This window comes from Myxococcus hansupus, assembly GCF_000280925.3.
Taxonomy (GTDB): Bacteria; Myxococcota; Myxococcia; order Myxococcales; family Myxococcaceae; genus Myxococcus; species Myxococcus hansupus.
Map to the genome: position 1 here is coordinate 538,311 of NZ_CP012109.1, position 21,318 is coordinate 559,628.

Genomic DNA, 21,318 nt, shown 5'->3' on the forward strand with positions numbered 1-21,318 from the left:
GAGGAGGACCAGCGGCCGGAGCCCGGACGGCCTGTGTGTTTCCCGTATGTCCGGGTTGTGCAGCCGGATGCACACGTGTGCCACGGCACGGAGGCTCCCCGTGGCCATGTGTGCATCCCTGGCGGAGGGGCCGTGTCTGTACTTGGGACCGGGAGGGGTGGCATGTTCGTTGTAACGAGGGGGATGCATGTATTGCCCTGACTGCCGTGAAGAGCGGCGTGGCAAGGATGTCTTTTGTGCGCTCTGCGGTTCGCGGATGGCGGAGCGCTCACGCGCCGTGGTGGAAGCCGAGCTCGCCCACGTCCACTTCCTGTTGGGTGAGTTGCCGCGCTGGGAGCTTTCCGACGTCCCGCTGAATGCCCGGCGCTTCATCCTCGAGCGCTACGAGCGGCAGGCGCGCATCCTCCTGGCGGTGCTGACGGAGCTGCCCCAGGACGGCGCGGAGCACGTGCCCGCTCCAGCGCTGGACGACGTCACGGCGACGCACGCGGAGCAGGTCACGCCACCCGAGCCGGCTGTCGCCGCGGCGGTCGAGGCCGCCGCGAGCGCGGTCATGGCCACGGCGTTGGAAGCAGAGGCCCCGACCGCCACCGCCGCTCATGCCGAGCCCCCGTCGGTCCCCTCCGAGGCCACCGCGCAAAACGCAGAGGCCGAGTCCGTAAGGGACGAAGGTCCGTTCCACGGCTTCGAGCCCACCCCCGAGATGCCAGCGGAAGCCACGGCTCGGGCGGCGGAGCCGCGGACCGAGGAGACCGGCGCCGAGCGCCACGAAACGTTCCTCCCGCTGCCTCCGAATCCGGCCGAGCCCTACGCGGAGCCGCCGCAGCCGCGCAGCCTCACCGCGCGCCTCGTCGAAGAGACGTCCACCTGGAACCGCGTGTGGAGGCCGTTCCTCTACGAAAGCATCATGTGGTTCGTCGGTGCCTTCCTCATCCTCTCGGGCACCCTCTACTTCGTCTTCGAGAGCTGGGCGGGGATGTCGTCCAGCGTCCGCTCGCTCACCGTGTTCGGGATGACGGCGGGATACTCCGCGGGCTTCGCCGTCTGGGGCGCGTTCCTCGCGAGGCGCGAGGCGTTGCGCAAGCCCGGTCACATCCTGGGGCTCATTGGCGCCGCGGTCGCGCCGCTCGCGGGCATCGCGCTGGGGCCCCTGGGGCTGGGGGATTTGTTTCAATTGGGGGGCGTGGGCACGGGGTTGCTCGTTCCCGCGTTGGTGGTCTGGTCCGGTGTGGCGGCCTTCCTGGCGCGCAAGCCGCTGGAGGCCATCGACGCACCGTCGCGGCCCTTCATCCAGTTGGCGCTCGTGGCCAGCACCTGGATGATGGGGCTGGCGCCGCTCGCCGCGCGGTTGGGAGACCATGCGCTGTGGCTCGACGTCCTGCCATGCGCGCTCTACTTCCTGATGGCCTCGCGTCCCGCGCCCACGCCGCGTGAGGACACGTCGCTCGCCTTCGTCATCGCCGCGCCGCTCTACCTGCTGTTCCTCTACTTCGCGCGGTTGCACGTCGCGCTCGCGGGCGCGGAGGTCGAGGTCTCCGTCGGAGCGTATGCCCCGTTCTGTGCGTTCCTGCTGGCCACCGCGCTGCGCTTCCGGACGTTGGACTCCGAACGTGGCGCGGACGGGCTGTCCATTGGCGCGGTGTCCCTCCAGGCCGCGTGCCTCATCGCGGCGTCGCTGTCACCGCCGCCGACCTTCTTCGTCACCGCGGCGGTGATGGCCTGGACCTTGGTGTCGCTGGCGCGCGGGGGGCTGGCGCGCGTCCGTTGGGCCTACGCCGCCTACGCGGCGCTGTACTTCGCCTACGCTTCGTTTTCCCAGCTCTTCCCCGGGCTGGCGCTCCGCTGGCTGAACGTGGTGAGGGACCGGTTCGGCTACGCCGTCACGGAGCCGCTCCCCTTGCAGTTCGGCGCGCTGTCCGCGCTGCCCTTCATCTTCGCGGGCGCGGTGTTCGCGGTGTCGCGGCTGTGGCGGGGCGAGCGCGCCGGAAACCCCAGGGACTCGGCGCTGGCGGAGGTGCTGCTGCGGGCCACCGCCGGGGCGAGCGTGCTCTTCATCTTCCTGAGCATCACCGGCCCCGACGCCCGGCCTGCCTTCTGGAGTGCCCTGGCGCTGGCCGTGCTGTGCCTGACGTTGGGCCTGCTGGTGGAGCGCTTCTTCCTGACGGTCGTCGGGGCGGGGCTGTGCTTGTTCCTGCCCTTCCAGGCGCTCGCGGTCCTGGGGGCCTCCCGTGGCTCGGTCGCGGCGGGGGCGATGGCGCTGGTGCTCGCCGCGGTGGCGCTGGTGTGCACGGCGAGGACGCGGCAGTTGCTGGGCGTCATCGTGGGCGTGATGTCCCTGGTAGGCTTCCTCATGGGCCTGGCGATGGGGAGCGGCTTCACGGCCGTGACAGGCATCGCCTTGTGCGCGGCGGCGGCCGTGCTGACCGCCTGGTCGTTCCAGAGCCCCGTGCTCGTGGCCATGGCGGCTGTGCTCGCCGCGGCCGTGGTGCCGTCGCTGGCGGGAGAGGTGGCCTCGAAGTCGGTGGCGCCCGCGCTCGCCGTCACGGCGCTTGGCCTGGCGCTGCTGAGCCTGCGGGGTGGGCTGGTGCGGTGGGTGGGCCTGCCCGCGGTGTTCTACGCGCTGCTCGCGGTGCCCTGGGGCATGCTGGCCCAGGTGCCGGGGTTGGGCGTCGTCATCCTCGTCGCCGCCGGGGCGGTGGCCGTGGCGTCGCGGGTGCTTCCGTGGGTGCGCCCCATGGCCGTGGGCATCGCGTCCCTGGCCTTGATTCAGGACATCTCGGGCATCTATTCGCCGTGGGGCGGATGGATGTCACCGGGCTTGTCGGTGACGCTGTTCTGCGGCTGGGCGCTGGGGGCGTCCGTGATCTCCGCGAGGTGGGGCCGGAGCGTCAGCACCGTGGTGGCGGGGCTCATCGCGCTGGTCTTCCCGCTGACGGCCCTGATTGGCGCGGACTCGTCGCTGCAGTCGCGGGTCTTCCTGGGCGCGGCGTTCGCGGCGCTCCTCACCGCCCGCGCCTTGCCCGCGACCTTGAGCGTCGTGATGGCCGCGTTCTATGCCGTCTTCGCGCTGTCGGCCTGGGGCGGCGTGGGCCTGTTGGGACTCGCGGCGGTGCTGAGCCTCCTGGCGGTGCTCGAGGAGGTCCCCTGGGTGTCGCGTGTCTGCGCGGGCGGTGCGCGCTTCGCGCTGGCCGCGTCGCTGTGCGCCGCCGGGGTGCTCGGCATGGTGGTGGTGAAGTGGGATGACGCGCCGCTGCCGCTGCTGCTCGCGGGAACGGGCACGCTGCCCCTGCTCTGGACGCGCGCCACGCGGCAGCCGTTCTTCGCCTCGCTCGCCGTGCCCTATTCCTTCGTGAGCATCGTCGTGGTGGGGGGCGAGCTGCCCGGGTGGGTCCAGGCGCTGCCCGTGCTGGCCCTGGTGCTGGTGCGCGCCGTGGCACACGTCCCCGTCGTGGCCTCCCTGCTGCTGCGCTCGCGGGAGGAGGCGCCCCGCAACGCGTTGTCGTTGTGGGTGCAGGGGTGGCTCGCCGTGGCGATGGTGGTCATGGACATCCCGGCACTCGGCTCGGCGGAGTACCGCACGCCGCTGTACGTGTTGGCCGCGTCCGTGGCGCTGATGCCGGGGCCGCTTCCTTTCATCCGGGTGTGTGGCGCCGCGCTGGCGCTGCTGCCGTTCCCGGTGGCTCGGTCCACCGCCATGGGCTTGTTGCTCGCTTTGGCCATCGCGGAGAGTCACTGGCCGGAGCGCGTGTGGGCCTTCTTCCGCAGCGGGCGGGACGCGGCCCTGCGGCTTGCTTGTGTCGGCACGGCGCTGGCCATGGCGGTGCTGCCCACCGTGGAGGCTCCCACCCCCGCGAACCTGGGCGTGTTGGCTGGCGTGCTGGCGCTCTCCGCGTTCCTGCTGTCGAACCGGTGGCTGCTCGCCCCCGCGGTCTGGGCGCTGGCGCTGGCGCCCATGGGCGCGGCGGGCCTGGAGGACCTCCTCTTCCGTCGGGACGGGGACGGGCTGTCGAGCTTCGTCGTGGCACTGGGGGCCGCGGCCCTGGCCGCCGTGTGTCAGGTGGGCGCCATCCAGCGCGGGCTTACCCGGGCCTTCGCGAAGGTGTTGCCGCCGCTCGAGGACTCCTGGAGCGAGCCGCTGTGGGTGGGCGGCGCGGGTGCACTTGGCGCGCTGTTGGTGCAGCGGGTGCTGACGTCGTGGGCGGGGACGCTGTCGCTGCCGGTGACGCTGGTCGCCGTGGCGACGTCCTGTCTGCTGATGGTGGCGCGCGAGCGGTGGATGGCCAACGTGGCCACCGGGTTGTTGGGGGTGTCGCTCGTCGCGGCCGTGGACCCGCTGTGGTTGCCCGCGATTCTCGGTGGCGTCGGGCTGGCCCTCTGCCTCCTGGGCATGTGGCTGGACACGCGGGAGGTCCGCGTGGGCGCCTCACTGCACCACGGTGGCTGGGTCTTGTCGCTGTTGTCGCTCACGGCCATTCGGGAGCTGGGGCACGCGGGAATGCCGCTGTCCCTCCTCTTCGCGTTGGGGGCGACGTGGGCGGTGGTGTACCGGCGCCGGGAGCGGGAGCTCCTGGGGTGGTTGGCCTCGCTCGTCGCCGTCCACGGGTTGCTGATTCACCTGGGGGTGGTGTTCTCCAGCGGCCGGGGCGCGGCGTTCCTCCTGCCGTATTTCGGCGCGGGCAGCGCGCTGCTGGCCGCGCTCGCGCTCTTCGTGGCGGGGAAGGCGCAGCGCCAGGCCGTGGGCTTCGGCTTCACGGTGGTGGCGCTCCTCGAGGTGGTGACGGGCCTGGCGTTCGTGGATGCGTCCCTGGGCGCGCTGCGGGAAGGGCTCGTTTCGAGCGTGTCGTTGGGCGTGCTGCTCATCGCGCTGGTGCGCCGCGCGGCCGTGGAGAAGGAGGCCTCGTCCGCCTATCTGGCCCAGGGCGTGCTCGCGCTGGGGTACCTCTCCGTCCGGATGTTGGGGATGGGGGCGACGCCGGTGGCGGGGGACAGTCTGGCGGCCCTGGTGGGCGGCGCGCTGTTCACGGGGCTCTACTTCTTCGTGCAGCGCGAAGGCAGCACCCTGGCGTGCTTCCGCGGCCCCGCCGTGCTGGGCGCCTATCTCTTCCCGCTGGCCGGTCTGCTCTCCGCGCCCTGGCGCGACCCGCTGGACGCGGCGGCGCTGCTGGTGGGGCATGCCGCGCACTTCGCCGCGCTGGCCTCACATCCGGCGCGCCGCACGCTGGCGTCGCTGGTGTCCGTGGTGGCGTTCAACGTGGCGCTGGTGCTGGTGTGGCAGTGGACCGGCGAGGGGAGGCGCAGTTCTACATCATCCCCGCGGGGCTCTCGTTGCTCGCGCTGCTGCGCGTGTTCCGAGGTTCCCTCGATGCATACACCTACGCGCGGCTGCGTGCGTTGGCCGTCACGGTCATCTACGTGGCGGGGGCGTGGAAGCCGCTCATGTTCAGCGATGGCAGCGCCATGCTGCTGTGTGTCTTCTTGTGTGTGGTGGGCGTGGCGTTCGGCATCGGGCTGCGCATCCGCTCCTACGTGTACCTGGGCACCGGCTTCCTGGTGACGTGCATCGCCGCCAACCTCGTGCGCTTCGGCATGAGAGACCACCGCATCGCCGCGGCGTCGCTGTTCATCCTGGGACTCATCGTCATTGGTTCCATGGTGATGCTCAGTGCTCACCGCGCCACCTTGCTCCAGAGGTATTCACGGGTGCGCGAGCTGCTCGCGACCTGGGAGGGCTGATACCGACAGTTCTTGGCGGACGGCCCAAGAGGTGGTTTTGAATGCGGCCCCTCATGCCGCTCCGCCTTCGACTGCTGTCCGCCATGCCCCTCTGCGCGCTCGTGGGGTGCGCCACCGTGAAGACGCGCGCCCCGGAGCCCAGCGGGAGCGCGGAGGCCGTGGTGGTGACCGCGCCCGCGGCCCGCGTCGACACGGTGCCGGTGACGGCGGTGGAATTCGGGGCGCCTGTTCCGGTGGAGCCCCAGTGGGTGACGGCGGGCGTCATCGAAGCCACGCTGCGCGCCGCCGAGCAGGTGACGGGCCCCGCGAGCACGTCCGGCCGGTTCTGGGACGTGCTGCTCACGCCGTCGCAGATGGCGAGCTCCATCGTCCAGCGCTCGGTGCAGCTCGTGGGCATGCGGACCCTGCGCAAGGTCAGTCGCGCGGTGCCGGATGACTGCTCTGGCTTCGTGCGCCTGGCGTACCGCTCCGCGGGCATCGACCTGGTGGCGCATGGTTTCCTGTCGGGAGAGAACGCCGTCTCCGCCATCTTCCGCCGCGCGGTGGAGGTGGGCTCCGTCCATCACCAGCCGCCGCGTCCGGGAGACCTCGTGTTCTTCCGCGAGACGTACGACCGCAACCGCGATGGCCGCCGCAATGATGGGATGACGCACATTGGTGTGGTGGAGGGCGTGGACTCACACGGCACCGTCACCTTCATCCACCGGGGTGGCAGGGGCGTGGCGCGTGGCCGCCTGAACCTGTCCTTCCCCGCGCGGCACCAACTGGAGCAGGGCGGGCCCGTGGTGAACGACTTCATTCGTCCCGCGGCGAAGGGCTCGCGTGCCTATCTCGCGGGAGAGTTGTTCGCGGCCTTCGCCTCGCCGGAGAAGCTGTAACTTTCCAACGCCAGCTCGCACCCTGCGTGGCTTTGAAGATGTGCCACGGTGATGCGTCATGGGTGGCATGCGACTCGCCCTTTTTATTGGCTGTCTGCTGCTGGCTCCTGGTTGTGTCGTGCACTCGCGCAATCCCCCGCCGAGGCAGCAGCCACGTCCCACGGCCATGTCTCACAGAGAAGCGGTGAACCTGGGCTTCAGCCAGTGCCGCGCGCGTGGCTACGAGTGCCGCCTGAAGGACGCCGACCGGAAGGGGCGTGACGTGTGGCGGGTGAAGTTCCACGCGTCCACGCGCAACGCGAAGGGGCACCTGCACCTCGACTTCGACGCGTACTCGCGCAGCCTCCTCCGGGTGGACGAGAAGGTGAAGGCGCGCCGGGATGACTGGGATGACGACCGTCACAAGGGGCGCGGCAAGAAGAAGGGCCACGCGCGGCGCGACGACTGAGAGGCTGCGTCAGTCGCGCTTCTTCTTGAGCGACTTGATGGCGAGGGCCGCGGCCTCGTGGCCGCAGTCCTTGCCCCCGAACACGCCCTTCTCCTTGGGCAGCTTGGTGACGCGCTCCAAGGCGGTGATGGCGTCCGCGTCGCCCAGCCCCGCGAGCCGGTTGGCGGCCAGGGTTCGGATGCCGCAATCCTGGGTGTTGAGGGCCTCGCTGTAGGCGCGGACCAGATTCACGCCGTCCGCGGCCTTGGCGAACTCCAGGTAGCGCAGCGCGCCCCACTGGCGCGGCGAGTGGGGCTCCTCGGCCAGGTCCTCGTAGCGGGCGCGCACGCGCTCCTTCGGGAGCCGCGCCATGGCCTTCTCCAGGACGTTGAGCTGCTCCTTGCCGTAGTCCTCCGCGAGCCCGTCGAGAATCAGCTCCTCTACGTCCGCGATTTCGTCGTCCTTCAGGTTGTTGAGGGCGGACCGCTCGCTGATGTGGTGGCCCTTGAGGTGGTGCGCGGCCACGCGCGCGCGGCGCACGGAGGGCAGCTCCTTCTCCTCGGCGGTCGCGCCGTCCAGCAGCGCCAGGGCTTCGTCCAGCTTGCCGTCCTGGAGCATGGCGAAGGCCTGGGTGCCGGGGTTGCTCCGCTGGCCCAGCCACGCGGCGCCACCCACCAGCAACACCACCGCGCCGGCGACCATCATGGCTTCGCGCTTGCGGGTGCGCAGGAGCGCGGCGCCGCCTTCGGGGAGCTTCACGGCCTTGAGCCGCGCCAGGAGGGGCGCGAGTGCGTTCCCCCGGCCACCCTGCGAGGCGAAGCGATCGCCGAAGGGCGGCCCCTCCGAGGCGCGCTGGCAGCGGTAGAGCTGGAGCTGCTCCTCGCGGCCGGGCAGGGTGATGGTGCCGCAGGGCTCGGCGACGACCTCGGCGCGGTTGCGCGCCAGGTTCACCGCTTCGGTGAAGGTGACCTCGCCGGCGCTGGCGACGTGCTCCACCGTCTCGACGACTTCCATGGGCTCGCCCATCACCGTGTCGGTGGTGGCGAGCACCTCGCCCGCGTGCAGACAGACGCGCACGTTGAGGCGGTCCACCTCGGGCACCGTCTGGTTGTGGCGCCACAGGCGGTCCTGCATGGCCATGCCACACAGCACGCCCGCGGTGGGGGAGCGGAACACCACCAGCAACGCGTCACCGCGCTTCTGGACGAGCCGGCCGTCGTGCTCCTTCACCAGGGGCATCAGCAGCCGGTCGTGCGTCTCCAGCATCCGCGCGTTCTCTTCGTGCGTCTGGCGGCTGGTGCGCTCGGTGAACCCCTGGATGTCGGTGAGCATCACCGTGAGGTTCTGCGGCTTCACCACCGGCGCGCCGCTACCCGTCACGGCGGCCATGCTGCCGGAGACCTTCAGCCCGAAGGACGCGGTCCCCGTCCGCAGCGCGGCGGCCAGGGGCATGGAGTTCGAAGGCGCGTTGCTGGAGGCCGCGCCGAACGCGGCCGTGCCACTGCTCGGCTGGGGCGCCGGGGCGTTCCCCGCGAAGGCCGCCGTGCCCGTCGGGCCCGGGGTGCCTCCCGTCACGCTCCCCATGCCGAAGACGGAGGTGCCGGAGGAGGGCGTGGCGCCACTGCCCGGCGGCGGGACATAGGTGGGCGTGCCCAGGCCGGGGGTGAAGGCGGAGAGGGCCGAGTGCGCGGCGGCGAGCGCGTCCGCCAGCTCGTGCGCGCTCTGGGGGCGCTTGCTGGGGTCCTTCTCCAACAAGCGCATCACCAGCGACAGCAGCCCCACGTAGCGCGACAGCGTGGGGGCGGCGCGGTCCAGCGGGAGCGGCGCGGCGGAGGCGTGCTGCGACAGGAAGTGCCGCGGCAGGGGGCCGTCGAAGGGCAGCCGCCCGGACAGCACGCGGTAGGTCAGCACGCCGAAGGAGTACAGGTCGCTGCGCGTGTCCACCTTGGCGCCCACGGCCTGTTCCGGTGACAGGTACTCGGGGGTCCCCAGCACCACGCCCACCTGGCTGACGTTGCTGGAGGCGTCTGGCTCCACCAGCCGGGCGATGCCGAAGTCCAGGAGCCGGGCCTGCTCGCCCCGGGGGCTCTTGGAGATGAAGACGTTCTCCGGCTTCAGGTCGCGGTGGATGATGCCCTTGTCGTGGATGGCGGCCAGGCCCTCCGCCAACTGCTGGAGCAGCGGCAGCCCGCGGCCCGGGGGCATGGGGCCGGGGGTGAGGACGTCGTACAGGCTCTCACCCTCGACGAACTCCATGACGAGGCACGCGTGGTCGCCGGACTCGCCGAAGTCGACGATGCGCACCACTGCGGGGTGCTCCACGGCGGAGAGGAGGCGGGCCTCGCGCTTGAACCGCTCCGCCATGCCGGCCTGGGCGTGGAGGTCGTGGTGCAGGACCTTGATGGCCACCTTGCGGCCCAGGGAGACCTGTTCGCCCAGGTAGACCTCTCCCATACCGCCTGAGCCCAGCGGACGGAGAACCCGGAAGCGACCGTCGAGGACGAGGGAGTCAGGAGCCAACACGCGGGGCGCATCTTGTCCGACTTCGATGCGGGGCGCAGCCCGTTCCTTCACGCCGAGGGCAGGCGGCCATCACGTCTCGTTGCTTGCTCCACAAGCGGGGGTTTGCCAGAAATTTCGAGGGCTTGGCCCCCGTGCTAACGTCCCTGCTCCCGCGATGGCCACCGAAAGCGATTCTCCCAAGCCCGCCACGGCGCTCGATGCACGCGCCGCCGCTCCTGAACTGCGCCTGCTGGACCGCAGGGCGTTCGTGGGCTTTCCGGCGCTGGAAGTCCTGCCGGGCCTGCGCATCTCCGACTTCGCGCTGCAGATTCCGGACGTCAGCTTCCCCTTCAACGTCAGCGCGGGCGCCACGCGCTACCAGCGCAAGAAGCTGCTCTTCGGCTTCCTCGAGCTGTCCGTCGACGCGGACCTGGTGACGCGCCGGGTGGCCGAGCTGGCCGGGCGGCTGGCGGGCATCGAGGAGCTCCGGCTGCACTTCCGCCCCGGCTACCTCGAAGGCCAGGGCCGGCTGCCCGCGCCGGAGCGCACGCCGTTCACGTTCAAGGTGGCGTTCGACGCGGATGGGGAACGGCTCGCCGTCTACCTCTACGACGTGCGCCTCTACGGCTTCTCCTCCACGCCGTCCGTGCAGGTGCCCGGGCTGCTGTCCGCGGCCGTGGGCGCGCTCGCGCTGGTGCCCGACGTGGAAGTGCGTGGGGCCACCGGGTTCTCCACGCGCGTGCTGCCCGCGCTGTGTCAGCTCGCGGCCGTGAGCCGCGGGTACAAGATGCCGATGCTGGACACCGCGCGCCTGTCGGCCGCGGAGGTCTCCAGCACGGGGCTGCGGCTGCGGTTCTCGGCGGGAGGTCTGCCTCCGCCGTCGCCCCCGGACGAGGAGCTGCTGCTGGCGTTGGAGGGCGCGCGCGCCTTCGCGGACGCGGAGGGGCTCATCGCGCAGGGCCGTCTGGCCGATGCGCGTCAGGCGTATCTCCAGGCCGGTGACGCGCAGGACGCGCACCCCTTCGCCGCGGAGCGGCTGCTGTCGCTGATGGTGGCGGATCCGCAGGCGCATGACCTGGCGCTGGACGTGGCCGCGACGCTGCAACGCCGCCGTGATCGCAGCCCCGCCGCGCTCTGGGGCGAGGCCGTGGTGCGCGAGCGCCGGGGTGAAGGTGCCCGCGCCGCCGAACGCTACCTGGCGCTGTGCGCGCTCGCTCGCCGCACGTCGGAAGAGGCCGCGGCCTTCTTCGCCGCCGAGGCCGCCGCCCGCTGCTCGCGCGACACCGCGCCGCAAGTGGCGGTGAAGGCGCTGCACGAGCTGCTGGGGCTCAAGCCCGACCACCTGCCTTCGCTCAAGGCGCTGGCGCGCGCCTCGGACCAGGCCAGGGACCGCGCGGGTGCGGTGCGGGCGTACCGCCGGCTCGCGGCGCTGGCCCGGGACCCGGCCGAGGCCGCCGACGCGCACGTGCATCTGGCGCGGCTGTGCGCGCAGACCGAGGACGACATCGCCGGTGCGCGTCTGCACTGCGAGGCCGCGCTGCGGCTGGCGCCGGACCATCCGGACGCGCTGTTGCTGTTGGGCGAGCTGTGCCACCGCGGCGGGGAGCACCTGCGCGCGCTGAAGGCCCTGGACCGGCTGCGTGAGGTGGCCATGGGCCGCCACGAGCTGGACCGGGTGGGCCATGCCGACCTGATGGCCGGCCGCGTGTGGGACGAAGGCCTGAAGCAGCCGGAGAACGCGCTGCTGCGCTTCCGCGAGGCGGTGTCGCTGCTGCCCGGTGAGCCGGAGCCGCTGTTCGCCGCCGCGCGCGTGGCGGAGGGACTGGGCCGGTTGCAGGAGGCGCTCGCGGGCTACCAGCAGGCGTTGGAGTTGGCCGGGCCCGCGCCGCGCTCGGAAGGGGTGCGGCACGCCGCACACGCCAGTCATCACGCCCTGGCGCGGCTGTACCGCACGCGGCTGGGCGACCCGGCGCGCGCGCGCGAGCACCTGGAGTCCGCGCTGGCGTTGGACCCGCGCGACGCGGTGGCGCTGGAGGAGCTGATTCCGTACTTCCGCGCCACGGGCCGCTCTCAGGAGCTGGCCGAGGCGCTGGAGAAGGCCGCGGCGCTCCAGGAGGCGCCTGGCAAGCGCGCGGCGGCCTGGGCCGAGGCGGGCGAGCTGTACCGGGGCAAGCTGCAACAGCCCGAGAAGGCGGAGCGGCTGCTCCTGCTGGCGCTGGAGGCGGACGGCGACCACCGGGCCACGCTGGAGTCGTTGCTGGCGCTGGCGGAGGCCCGCCGGGATGGCGCGCTGCTGACGCGCTGCCTGTCCTCGCTGGCGCGGCTGGCCACGGACCTGAAGGAGCGGGCGCAGAAGTACCGCCGCCTCGCGGTGGCCGCGCGCGACCTCGCTTTCGATTTGGACCTGGCCGTCCACGCGCTCCAGGAAGTGCTGCGCGCGGAGCCGGATGACCTGCCCGCGCTGGGCGAGCTGTGCGCCTTGCAGCGCAAGCGCGCCGACATGGCGGGGCTGGCCGACGCGTTGGAGGTGCGTGCGCGGGTGGCCGAGGCGCAGGGCGACAAGCGGCTCGCGGCGGCGGCGCTGCGCGAACTGGCCGGTGTGTTGGAGGCGCGGCTGGGCCGCGTGGGCGACGCGCTGGTGGCGCTGGAGAAGGCCGCGCGGCTGGCGCCGGACGCCGCCGTGCTGCTGGACCTGGCGGACCTGTCGCTGCGTTGCGAGCGCCCCGAGCATGCCCGGCGCGCGCTGGAGACGCTGCTGTCCACGCTGCCGCGCACGGCGGCGCCGGAGAAGCTGGCGGACGTGCGCTCGCGGTTGGGCCGCGCGTGCGAGATGTTGGGCGACCGCGAGGGCGCCATCGCCGCCTACGCGCAGGCCTTCCCGCTGCGCCGGTTGGACGACGCCCTGGCCGCGCGCCTGGAGGCGCTCTACTCCGAGGCGGGCGAGTCGCAGGCGCTGGCGGAGCTGTGGGCAAGCCGCGCCCAGGCGCTGATGGGCGCCGACCGCGCCGAGGAGGCCGCGCCGCTGTTCCTCCAGAGCGCCCGCGCGCTGCTGGAGCGGGACGAGAAGGCCGCCGCGCTGATGCGCCTCACGGCCGCGCTGGAGGCCAGCCCCGAGGGCCCGCTGGCGGCCGAGGTGCTGGAGTCGCTGGCCGAGCTGGAGCTGGAGCGGGGCGAGAAGCTGGAAGCCGCGCGCCTGTACGCGCGCCGCGCGTCGTTGGTGCCGGAAGCGCGCGCCGGGGCGAAGCTGCTCTTCCGCGCGTCGCTGCTCGCCGCGGGCACCAGCCGCGAGGAGGCCTTCCTCGCCGACGCGCTGGAGCGAGACGCCACGTTCGCGCCCGCGCGGCAGCGCCGGGGTGAGCTGCGTCTGCCCACGGACGCCCGCGCCGCGCTGGAAGACTTCGAGGCCGTGCTGGCCCTGCCTCCCGCGGACAGCGACGCGCCGCGCGAGACGGAGCGGGTGGCGCTGACGCGCAAGGCCGCCACCGCGGCGGTGCGCGCGAGCCGCACGGACGCCGCCCGACGCCTGCTGGCCGAGTACAGCGCCCGCGCACCCGAAGACCTGGATGCCCGGGTGGAGCTGGCCTCGCTGCACCGCAAGGCGGGCGCTCGCGAGGCGCTGGCCGACCTGTTGGTGGAGCTGTGGCCGCGCCTGTCCGGTGAGCCGCGCCGCGCCGCCCGCCGTGAGCTGGCCGAGCTGTCCCTGGTCCTGGGCCGCGCGAACACCGCCGTGGACGCGCTGCGCAGCCTGCGCCTGGAAGAGCCGCACGACACCTGGGCGGCGCAGGCGCTGTTGGACTTGCTGCCCCCGCCGGGCACGGGCACGCCAGAAGAAGAGTCGGAGCGGCTGGAGCTGCTGAGCACCCTCGTGTCCGCCGCGTCGGGCGAGGCGCGCGCGGAGCTGCTGGCCCGCCGTGCCGTGCTCCACCGCGCCGCGGGCCGTGTGGCCGCCGCGCGCGACGACTTCTCGGAAGCCGCGAAGGGCTCACGCCGTCCCGCGCCGTTGCTGCTCGCGCTGACGGAGCTGGCGCGCGAGACGGGTGACGAGGCCGCGGAGCTGGCGGTCTGGCGCCGCGCCGTGTCCTCCGACGCGAACCTCTCCACGCGCGCGCGGGAGCGGCTGCTGTCCCTGGCCTCCGTGCTGGTGGAGAAGGACGAGCGCGTCCTCGCCCGCGAGGCCCTGGACGCCGCCATTGGCCTGGAGCCGCCCGCGGCGGAGCGGTGTGACGCCTTCTTCGCGCTCGCCGAGCTGGCTCGCCGCGACGGCAAGGCCGAGGACGAGGCCGCCGCGCTCGCCGAGGCGGCACTGCAGGGCCCCACGCCTCGCCGCGTGGAGGCGCTGCTCGCGCGCGCCACGCTGCTGGAGTCCGGTGGCCGGCTGCAAGACGCGGGGCAGAGCCTGGAGTCGGCGCTCGCCCTGGCGCCGCGACACGCTCAAGCCACCACGGCGCTTCAGCGCGTGCTGCGGGCCCGCGAGGACTGGGCCGCGCTGGCCGAGCTGCTGTCCACCGAGGCGCCGCACGTTCCGCCCGCCGAGGCGGCCGCGCTGTACGCGGAGCTGGCGGGACTCCATCTGGACCGCTTGTCGCAGCCAGTGCCCGCCGAGGCCGCGTTGCGGCAGGCGCTGCGTCTGGCGCCGACCGACGCGGCCGTGCGCCGCCGGTTGGTGTCGTTGGTCGCGGAGCGCGGCGAGCTGCGAGAGGCCGCGGCGCTGCTGGAGACGGCGGCGGAGAGCGCCTCGCCCCAGGACGCCGCGCTGCTGCTGCGCGAGGGCGCGGGCTACGCGCAGGGCGCGCACGACCTGGACCGCGCGCTGAAGCTGGCGCGCAAGGCCCATTCGCTGGTTCCCGCCCAGGGCGCGGAGCTGGCCTCGTTGGCGGAGCTGCTCTACCTGCGCGGCGCCGTCATCGAAGCGCTGCCGCTCCAAGACGCGCTCGCGTCCGCCGCGGACTTCCGCGCCGCGCCCGAGGCCGCCGAGACCACGTGGCTGCGGCTGGCGGAGCTGGCCGAGCAGTCGGGGGAGTCGAAGCGCGCGGTGGCCGCGTACCGGAAGCTGCTCGTCGAGCGGCCGCTGTGCGAGCCCGCGGTGCTGCGGCTCGCGGCGTTGCTGGAGAAGGAAGACCCGCGCGGCGCCTTCGAGGTGCGCGTCACGCATGCGCACGCGCTGGCGCCTTCCGAGGACACCGTGCGGCGGCTCGTCGAGCTGGCGGCGCGGGCCCGCGAGGTGCTCGCGGACGCCGGTGTGGCCGCTTCGTTGTTGTCGCGCGCGGCGTCGATGGCCGCCGAGCCCCTGCCGCTGCGCCGCCGCCTCGCCGCCCTGCACCGCGAGACGGGCCGGACGGTGGAGTTGCTCGCCGAGCTGCGCCAGGTGGCCACGCTGAGCCTCCAGGCGGGAGCCCAGGAGGATGCGCTCGCCGCGTATCAGGAAGAGTCCCGGCTCGCGGTCGACCTGGGGCGCGCGGACGACGCGCTGCGGGCGCTCGCGGATGCCCGTGACTTGCTGGAGACGCAGGGCCAGCACGCGGAAGCCGCCGCGTGCGAGCGCTACCGCGCGAAGCTGCTGCGCGACGTGAAGCTGGACCCCGCCGCCGCGGAGGTCGCGCTGGAGCGCGCGTTCGCCCTGGCGGTGGACCTGGGGACGGCGAAGCTCGGCGCGGCCCTGGCCGAGCGCCGCGACGACGCGGAGGCGGAGGCCCGCTGGCTGGAGCGCGCGCTGCCGTTGCTGGAGGCGGGGCCCGAGGCCGCGGCCGTGCTGCTGCGCCTGGCGCGGCTCCACCTGGGCATCCTGTCGGACGTGGCGAAGGCCGAGGAGTTGCTGCGCTCGGCGCTGCGCAAGGACCGGGCCCTGTCGGAGGCCGAGGGGCTGCTGGAGAAGCTCCTCGAGGACGACGGCCGCCTGGGCGAGCTCGCGGGCTGGTACGAGGAGTGCGCGGAGGGCGAGCCGGACGCGGAGCGCCGCGCGGACCTGTTCCTGCGCGCCGCCGTGTTGTACCGGGACCGGGCCGGGCGCCCGGATGCCGCCGCCGCCGCGTTCATCGCCGCGCGCGCCGCGCGTCCGGATGACCTGGAGCTCACCGCGCAGGCGGCGGAGTTGCTGCACGAGGTGAAGCGCCACGCGGACGCCGCGGAGTTCGACGCGGTGCTGCTGGAGGCCGACCCGTTCCGCGAGCCCGTCTTCGGCCGCCACCTCGCGTTCCTGGAAGAGGCCGAGGACCACCAGGCGCTCGCGGAGCTGATGTTGCGAAGGGCGCAGCGGCAGGATGCCGCCGCCGCCGCGGAGAGCTACCTCGCCGCCGCCCGCGCCTTCCTCGCGGCGGGTGCCCGGGAGCGGGCGCTGTTGTGCGAGGACCAGGCCTTCGAGCTGAGCCCCGCGAGCGCGGAGGCGTTCGAGCGCGTCCGGGAGCGCGCGGCGGGCGACGTGCGCCGGCTCGCGGAGTTGCTGTCCCAGCGCGCCGCGGCCCTGTCCGCGCAAGACGCGCTGCCGCTGCTGCGCGAGCGCGCCACCCGCCTGCTGGACGCGGGTGAGGCGCTGCTGGCGGCGGAGGCCTTCGACGAGTACCTCGCGCTGGCCGGGGATGACGTGGAGGCCCTGTCCGCGCGCGCCGAGCTGGCCGCGAAGGGCGGCGGCCCCGTCGCCGCGCGCCCGTACGACCGCCGCCTGCTGGACGTGGGCGGGGACGCGCTGCCGGTGCCGGTGCGCACGCGGACCTGGCTGCGGCTGGGGCACGCCTCGCTCGGTTCGGGCGCGTTCCACGACGCGGCGGATGCCTTCGAGGCCGTGGTGTCGTTGGAGCCCGAGGGCGAGCGGGGCCAGGAGGCGCTGTCGCTCCTGGCCGAGGTCCATTCGCGCACGGGCAACGCGCCGGGCCTGTACCGGGCGTCGCTCCAACTGGCGCGCAAGGCGGAGGACACCGCCACCGCCGAGGTGCTCTACCGCCGCGCGGCGGACCTCTTCGACGACCCGAAGGATGCCATCGACGCGCTGCTGCCCCTGGCGCGGCTGCGTCCCGCCGACGCCTCCGTCATCGACCGGGCGGTGGCGGGGCTGCACGCCCTGGGGCGTCACGGTGACCTGCTGGACGTGTACGCCGCGGGCGCGGAGGCGGCGGGTGGCCGCAGGGCCGCGGAGCTGCTCCTGGCCGCTGCGTCCGTGGCGTCCAGCTCGCTGGCGGACGAGGACGCGGCCTGGACGCTCACCCAGCGTGCCGCGGAGGCCGCGCCGGAAGACCTCACGGCGCTTCACGCGCTGGTGGAAGGGCTGCGGCAGCGCTCCGAGCCCACGCGGCTGCTGGAGGCGCTGGAGCGGCTGGTGCCTCGCGTGGAGGACGCGGACGAGGCCGCCGTGCTGCGGCTGGAGCTGGCCGGGCTCGCGCGCGACGCGGGCCGCGAGGACGTGGCGCGCGAGGCGCTGGAGGCGGTGGCCTCCCGAGGTGCCTCGGGCGCGGGTTATGCGGACGCGCTGGAGGCGCTGGAGCCGCTGCTGACGGAGGCCCCCGCGCGCCGCGCCGAGGTGCAGGTGGCGCGCGCGGAGCTGACCTCGGGCCGCGAGCGGCAGGCGCTGCTCCTGTCGGCCGCGCGAGGCTTCGAGGCCGCGGGGCAGCTTTCCGACGCGTTGAAGGCGGCGAAGGACGCGGCGGCCGTGGAGCCGGACGTCGACGCCGCGCTGCGCGTGGCCCACCTGTACCGCGCGTCGGGCGAAACGCCGCGCGCGGCGAAAGCACTGCTCCAGGCCGCGCGGCTGGCGGCGCCCGAGGAGCGGCCCCCGCTGCTGCTGGAGGCCGCGGGCCTCTGGGAGAAGGCGGGAGAGCACGGCGAGGCGCTGGAGGTGTTCGAGCGCATCGCCACCGAGGCGCCGGACATGCTCGCGCCGTCGGAGCTGGCGGAGCGTTTCGGCCGGCTGGGCGCCTTCGCCCGCGCGCTGGAGGTGGGCTTCGCGCCCGCCATGGCCGCCGGGGAGCTGACGGACGCGCTGGCCATGGCCGCGCAGGCGGGCGACAAGGCGCGCACGCGCGAGGCCCTGTGGGCCCTGGCCGCGATGGCGGACGCGGACCCGGCGCACGCCGCCGCGCTGGCGGACGGCCTGCGCGCCGAGGAGGACGCGGAAGGCCTGCTGGAGCTCGCGGGCCTGTCCGCCGCGCGCGACGCCGCGTTCGCCGTCACGTTGCGAGACGAGGTGCTCCGGACGGCCTCCGCACCGGTGCTGCCGCGCCTGCGCGCGCTGGAAGAGCTGGCGCCCGAGCCTGGCTTCGCGGCCCGGCTCACGCTGTTGCTGCCGAGCCTGGAGCAGCTCCCGGAAGCGCTGGCGGAGGCGGTGCTGGCGCAGGTGCAGGCACAGCCCGCGACGGTGCGCGTGGAAGCGCTCGCCATGGCCGCGGATGGCTGGTCCTCGCGGCGCAAGGCGCTGCTGCGCGAGCGTCACGCATTGGAGCTGGAGCTGGGCCGCTTCGAGGCCTGCGTGCGCACGTTGTCGCAGCTCGTCGAGGCGGAGTCGGACGCGGGCGCGCGCGCCGTCCTGCACCTGGAGCGCGGTGAGCTGCTCCTCAGTCCGCTGGAGCAGCTTCCGGAAGCGCGCGCGGCCTTCGAGCAGGCCCTGGTGGAGGACCCCGCGCAGCTCCACTCGCTGCGGCACCTGCTGTCGTTGGTGGACCTGGTCGACGAGCCCGCCGTCTTCGTGTCGCTGGTGGAGCGCGTGGAGCAGGCGGCCGGCACCGACGCCTCGGACATGTACCGCGAGCGGTTGGCGGACGCCTACGAAGCCCTGGGCATGGTGGGCGACGCCGCTGCGCAGTTGGAGCGCCTGCCGGAGACCGATGACCGCCTGGCCCGCCGTGCGCGGTTGGCGGAGGAGCGGGGCCTCACGGGCGAGGCGCTGCGCCTGCGCGAGCGGCTCACCAACGAGCCCGCGGTGCTGGAGGCCATCCTCCGGGGCTACCTGGACGCGCAGCTCGTGTCCCCGGCGGCCCGGCTCGCCGCGCGCCTCTTCGACGCGGGGGAGCTGTCTTCCGAAGTCACGCGCATGTCGGCCGAGCACCTCTCCGCGGTGCCCGAAGGCGTCGCCCTGGCCGTCCGCATCTGGCCGCACCTGCTCCGTGAGCGGCCGCTGGACGTGGACGGCTGGACGCTCTACGCGGAGGCCTTGAGGGCGCTGAACCGGACCGAGGACTCGCAGCGCGCGGATGGCATTGGCGCGGCGCTGTCGTCCAGCGACGCGGCGGCGCCCCAGTCGTCGGTGTCGGCGCTGCCCTCCCTTCCTTCCGGCTTCGAGCACCCGGTGCCGCCGGGCGCGGTGCCCGTCACGGCGGAGCGCCTGCCCCGGCTCGCCGCCGCGCTGCGGCCCGTCCTGTCCTCCCTGGGCGCGGGCGCGTTGCAGCTCCTGGTGGACCCAGTGGGCGGCGTCGAAGCGTACCTGGCCCGCGGCGATGTGCTGGTGCTGGGCGCCGGCGCGCTGTCCTGCTTCGGCGCCTCCGAGCTGAGCTACCTGTGCGCCCTGGCCGTGGCCCTGGGCGAGGACGGCATCCACCTGGCGCGGCCGGGCCCCGTGAAGGGGTTGGACGCGGCGGCGGTGGTGGCCTTCCGCGCTGTCCCGGCATCCCTGGCGGCGGGGCGCGTCCTGGCGCGGCTCGACGCCGAGGTGCGCGGTGGGGACCCGGCGCAGGTGGATGTAGGCGAGGTGCTTGCCCGGGGGGACACCTTCCGCGCGCTGGCCCTTTGTGTGCTGGACGGCGTGTAGCCGTGTAGCGTTGCCGCGCCATGCACGTGAAGCGTCTTGCTCTCGCCGTCCTCCCCATCGCGGCCGTCGCCGTGGCGATGGCCTGCTATTCCGAGCCGGTGTACCCGGGTGACCAGGTGCTCGGCTCCTTCCGCTTCGAGGCCCGCATCGACCCCGCGCGCACCACGTGCGACGCCTCGGTGCCGGACTTCGCGCAAGTGAACGACGCGGGGGTGTTCCTCTTCGAGGGCACCTTCTCGCGCGACACGGACGCGGGCTCGGGCTTCTTCACCGTGCAGGGGTACTCGCGCGACGCGGGCTACGACGGGCAGGAGGCCACGTCCACGCTGCGGGCCGTCGCGCGCCGCACTTCGTGTGGCACCGGGTGTGAGGACTCGGCCATCGAGGAGACGCTGCGGGTGACGCTCTTCAGCGACAGCCAGGCGCGCTCCCTCAACCGCGACTGCCGCCAGTTCGACGGGGGCATCCCCGACGGCTCGGTGCCGGGGCCCACGGAGAACGGCTACGACGTGTCGCTGGCGTGTGGCTCGCTCACGGACATCTTCCTTCCGGGCACCCGCAACTGCAATTGCCAGCCGTCGACCTGCACGACGGTGTACACCCTCCAGGGAGAGCGGAGGGATTGATGGTGAAGCGCGCGGTGGTGTTGATTTCGGGCGGGCTGGATTCGACGACGTGCCTGGCCATGGCCAAGGCGAAGGGCTTCGAGCCCGTCTGTCTCGCGGTGGCCTACGGCCAGCGGCACGCGGTGGAGCTGGAGCAGGCGAAGAAGGTCTGCGCGGCCATGGGCGTGTCGGACTTCCGGGTGGTGTCCATCGACCTGCGGCAGGTGGGCGGCTCCGCGCTGACGGCGGACATCGAGGTCCCCAAGGACCGGCCCGCGGACGAGATGAGCCACGGCATCCCCGTGACGTACGTGCCCGCGCGCAACGCGCTGTTCCTCTCGCTGGCGTTGGGGCTGGCGGAGGTGGTGGGCAGCACGGACATCTACATCGGCGTCAACGCGGTGGACTACAGCGGCTATCCGGATTGCCGGCCGGAGTTCATCCGCGCCTTCGAGTCCATGGCCAACCTGGCCACCAAGGCGGGCGCGGAGGGCGCGCGCTTCACCGTGCACGCGCCGCTGTCCGGCCTGACGAAGGCGGACATCATCCGCGAGGGCGTGAAGCTGGGCGTGGACTACGGGCTGACGCACTCCTGCTACGACCCGGACGCCCAGGGCCGCGCGTGTGGGCGCTGTGACAGTTGCGTGCTGCGCAAGAAGGGCTTCGAGGACGCCGGCGTGCCGGACCCCACGCGCTACACGGAGTCCGCATGACGCCGCGCGCGCGCTGGGGTGGGGCGGTCGCGCTGATGCTGGCCTCCAGCGCCGCGCTCGCCGAGGACGCCGGGACGCCGAAGGCCGCCTCGCCGCTGGTGGACGCCACCACGGTGGTGGCGGACCTGGTCGTCGACCTGCGCTACGCGACGGAGGACAACTTCCTCAAGCGCAAGGTGTACCCGGACAGCGCGCGGTGCCTGCTGCTGCCCGAGTCCGCGCAGCGGCTGAAGAAGGCCGCGGACGCGCTGCGCGCGAAGGGCTACCGGCTGAAGGTGTACGACTGCTACCGGCCGCGCGCGGTGCAGTGGGAGATGTGGAAGATCATGCCGGTGCCCGGCTACGTGGCCAACCCGCGCACGGGCTCCAACCACAACCGGGGTGGGGCGGTGGACCTCACGCTGACGACGCTGGACGGCCAGGAGGTGGAGATGCCCACCCCCTTCGACACCTTCAGCCCGTCCGCGCACCACGGCTACGCGGGGGGAACCGAGGCCTCCCGCAAGCACCGCGAAATCCTGCGCGAGGCCATGGAAGGCGTGGGCTTCAAGCGCAACCGCATGGAGTGGTGGCACTACGATTTGCCGGACGCGAAGACACGGCCGGTGCTGGACGTGCCGTTTCCTCCCCCATGACATGATGAAACCATGATGAACGGCGGGCCCGCCTGCGGCACGCTGTGAGGACCTCCCAGCAGTGGCCACGGTGCGCGTGGTCCGGGATGGCGCCCACG

General features: G+C 73.6%; 9 protein-coding genes. 8 read left to right on the forward strand and 1 reads right to left on the reverse strand.

Going from position 1 to position 21,318, the window contains the following annotated elements; all coding sequences use genetic code 11:
- Positions 1 to 187 precede the first annotated feature (187 nt).
- The 4 genes from A176_RS02240 (at position 188) to A176_RS02250 (ending at position 7,059) form a co-directional block, all read left to right on the forward strand.
- Positions 188 to 5,554, forward strand: a complete 5,367-nt coding sequence (locus A176_RS02240) for a hypothetical protein (protein ID WP_226994160.1) — start codon at positions 188 to 190, stop codon at positions 5,552 to 5,554.
- Complete coding sequence (locus A176_RS39565) at positions 5,491 to 5,733, forward strand: hypothetical protein (protein ID WP_226994161.1); 243 nt, start codon at positions 5,491 to 5,493, stop codon at positions 5,731 to 5,733. The genes A176_RS02240 and A176_RS39565 overlap by 64 nt, the downstream gene beginning before the upstream one ends.
- A 41-nt stretch (positions 5,734 to 5,774) precedes the next feature.
- The gene (locus A176_RS02245; protein WP_044889772.1) at positions 5,775 to 6,611 is read left to right on the forward strand and encodes a CHAP domain-containing protein; all 837 of its coding nucleotides are present in this window, start codon (positions 5,775 to 5,777) and stop codon (positions 6,609 to 6,611) included.
- Positions 6,612 to 6,777: 166 nt separating this feature from the next.
- Positions 6,778 to 7,059, forward strand: a complete 282-nt coding sequence (locus A176_RS02250) for a hypothetical protein (RefSeq protein ID WP_226994162.1) — start codon at positions 6,778 to 6,780, stop codon at positions 7,057 to 7,059.
- Between the two features lie 9 nt (positions 7,060 to 7,068).
- Here the strand turns inward: A176_RS02250 and A176_RS02255 are convergent, their stop codons facing one another.
- On the reverse strand, positions 7,069 to 9,561 hold the full coding sequence (locus tag A176_RS02255) for a protein kinase domain-containing protein (RefSeq protein ID WP_044889771.1): 2,493 nt from the start codon (positions 9,559 to 9,561) through the stop codon (positions 7,069 to 7,071).
- Positions 9,562 to 9,715: 154 nt separating this feature from the next.
- Between A176_RS02255 and A176_RS02260 the strand changes: the two genes are divergently transcribed.
- Genes A176_RS02260 through A176_RS02275 form a run of 4 tightly spaced genes read left to right on the forward strand, consistent with a single transcriptional unit; the run spans position 9,716 to position 21,220 of the window.
- The gene (locus A176_RS02260) at positions 9,716 to 19,267 is read left to right on the forward strand and encodes a tetratricopeptide repeat protein (RefSeq protein WP_002636997.1); all 9,552 of its coding nucleotides are present in this window, start codon (positions 9,716 to 9,718) and stop codon (positions 19,265 to 19,267) included.
- Positions 19,268 to 19,287: 20 nt separating this feature from the next.
- Complete coding sequence (locus A176_RS02265; protein WP_002636996.1) at positions 19,288 to 19,893, forward strand: hypothetical protein; 606 nt, start codon at positions 19,288 to 19,290, stop codon at positions 19,891 to 19,893.
- The gene (gene queC / locus A176_RS02270) at positions 19,893 to 20,585 is read left to right on the forward strand and encodes a 7-cyano-7-deazaguanine synthase QueC (RefSeq protein WP_002636995.1); all 693 of its coding nucleotides are present in this window, start codon (positions 19,893 to 19,895) and stop codon (positions 20,583 to 20,585) included. Before A176_RS02265 ends, queC begins: the two co-directional genes overlap by 1 nt.
- The gene (locus A176_RS02275) at positions 20,582 to 21,220 is read left to right on the forward strand and encodes a M15 family metallopeptidase (protein ID WP_002636994.1); all 639 of its coding nucleotides are present in this window, start codon (positions 20,582 to 20,584) and stop codon (positions 21,218 to 21,220) included. The genes queC and A176_RS02275 overlap by 4 nt, the downstream gene beginning before the upstream one ends.
- Positions 21,221 to 21,318 lie beyond the last annotated feature (98 nt).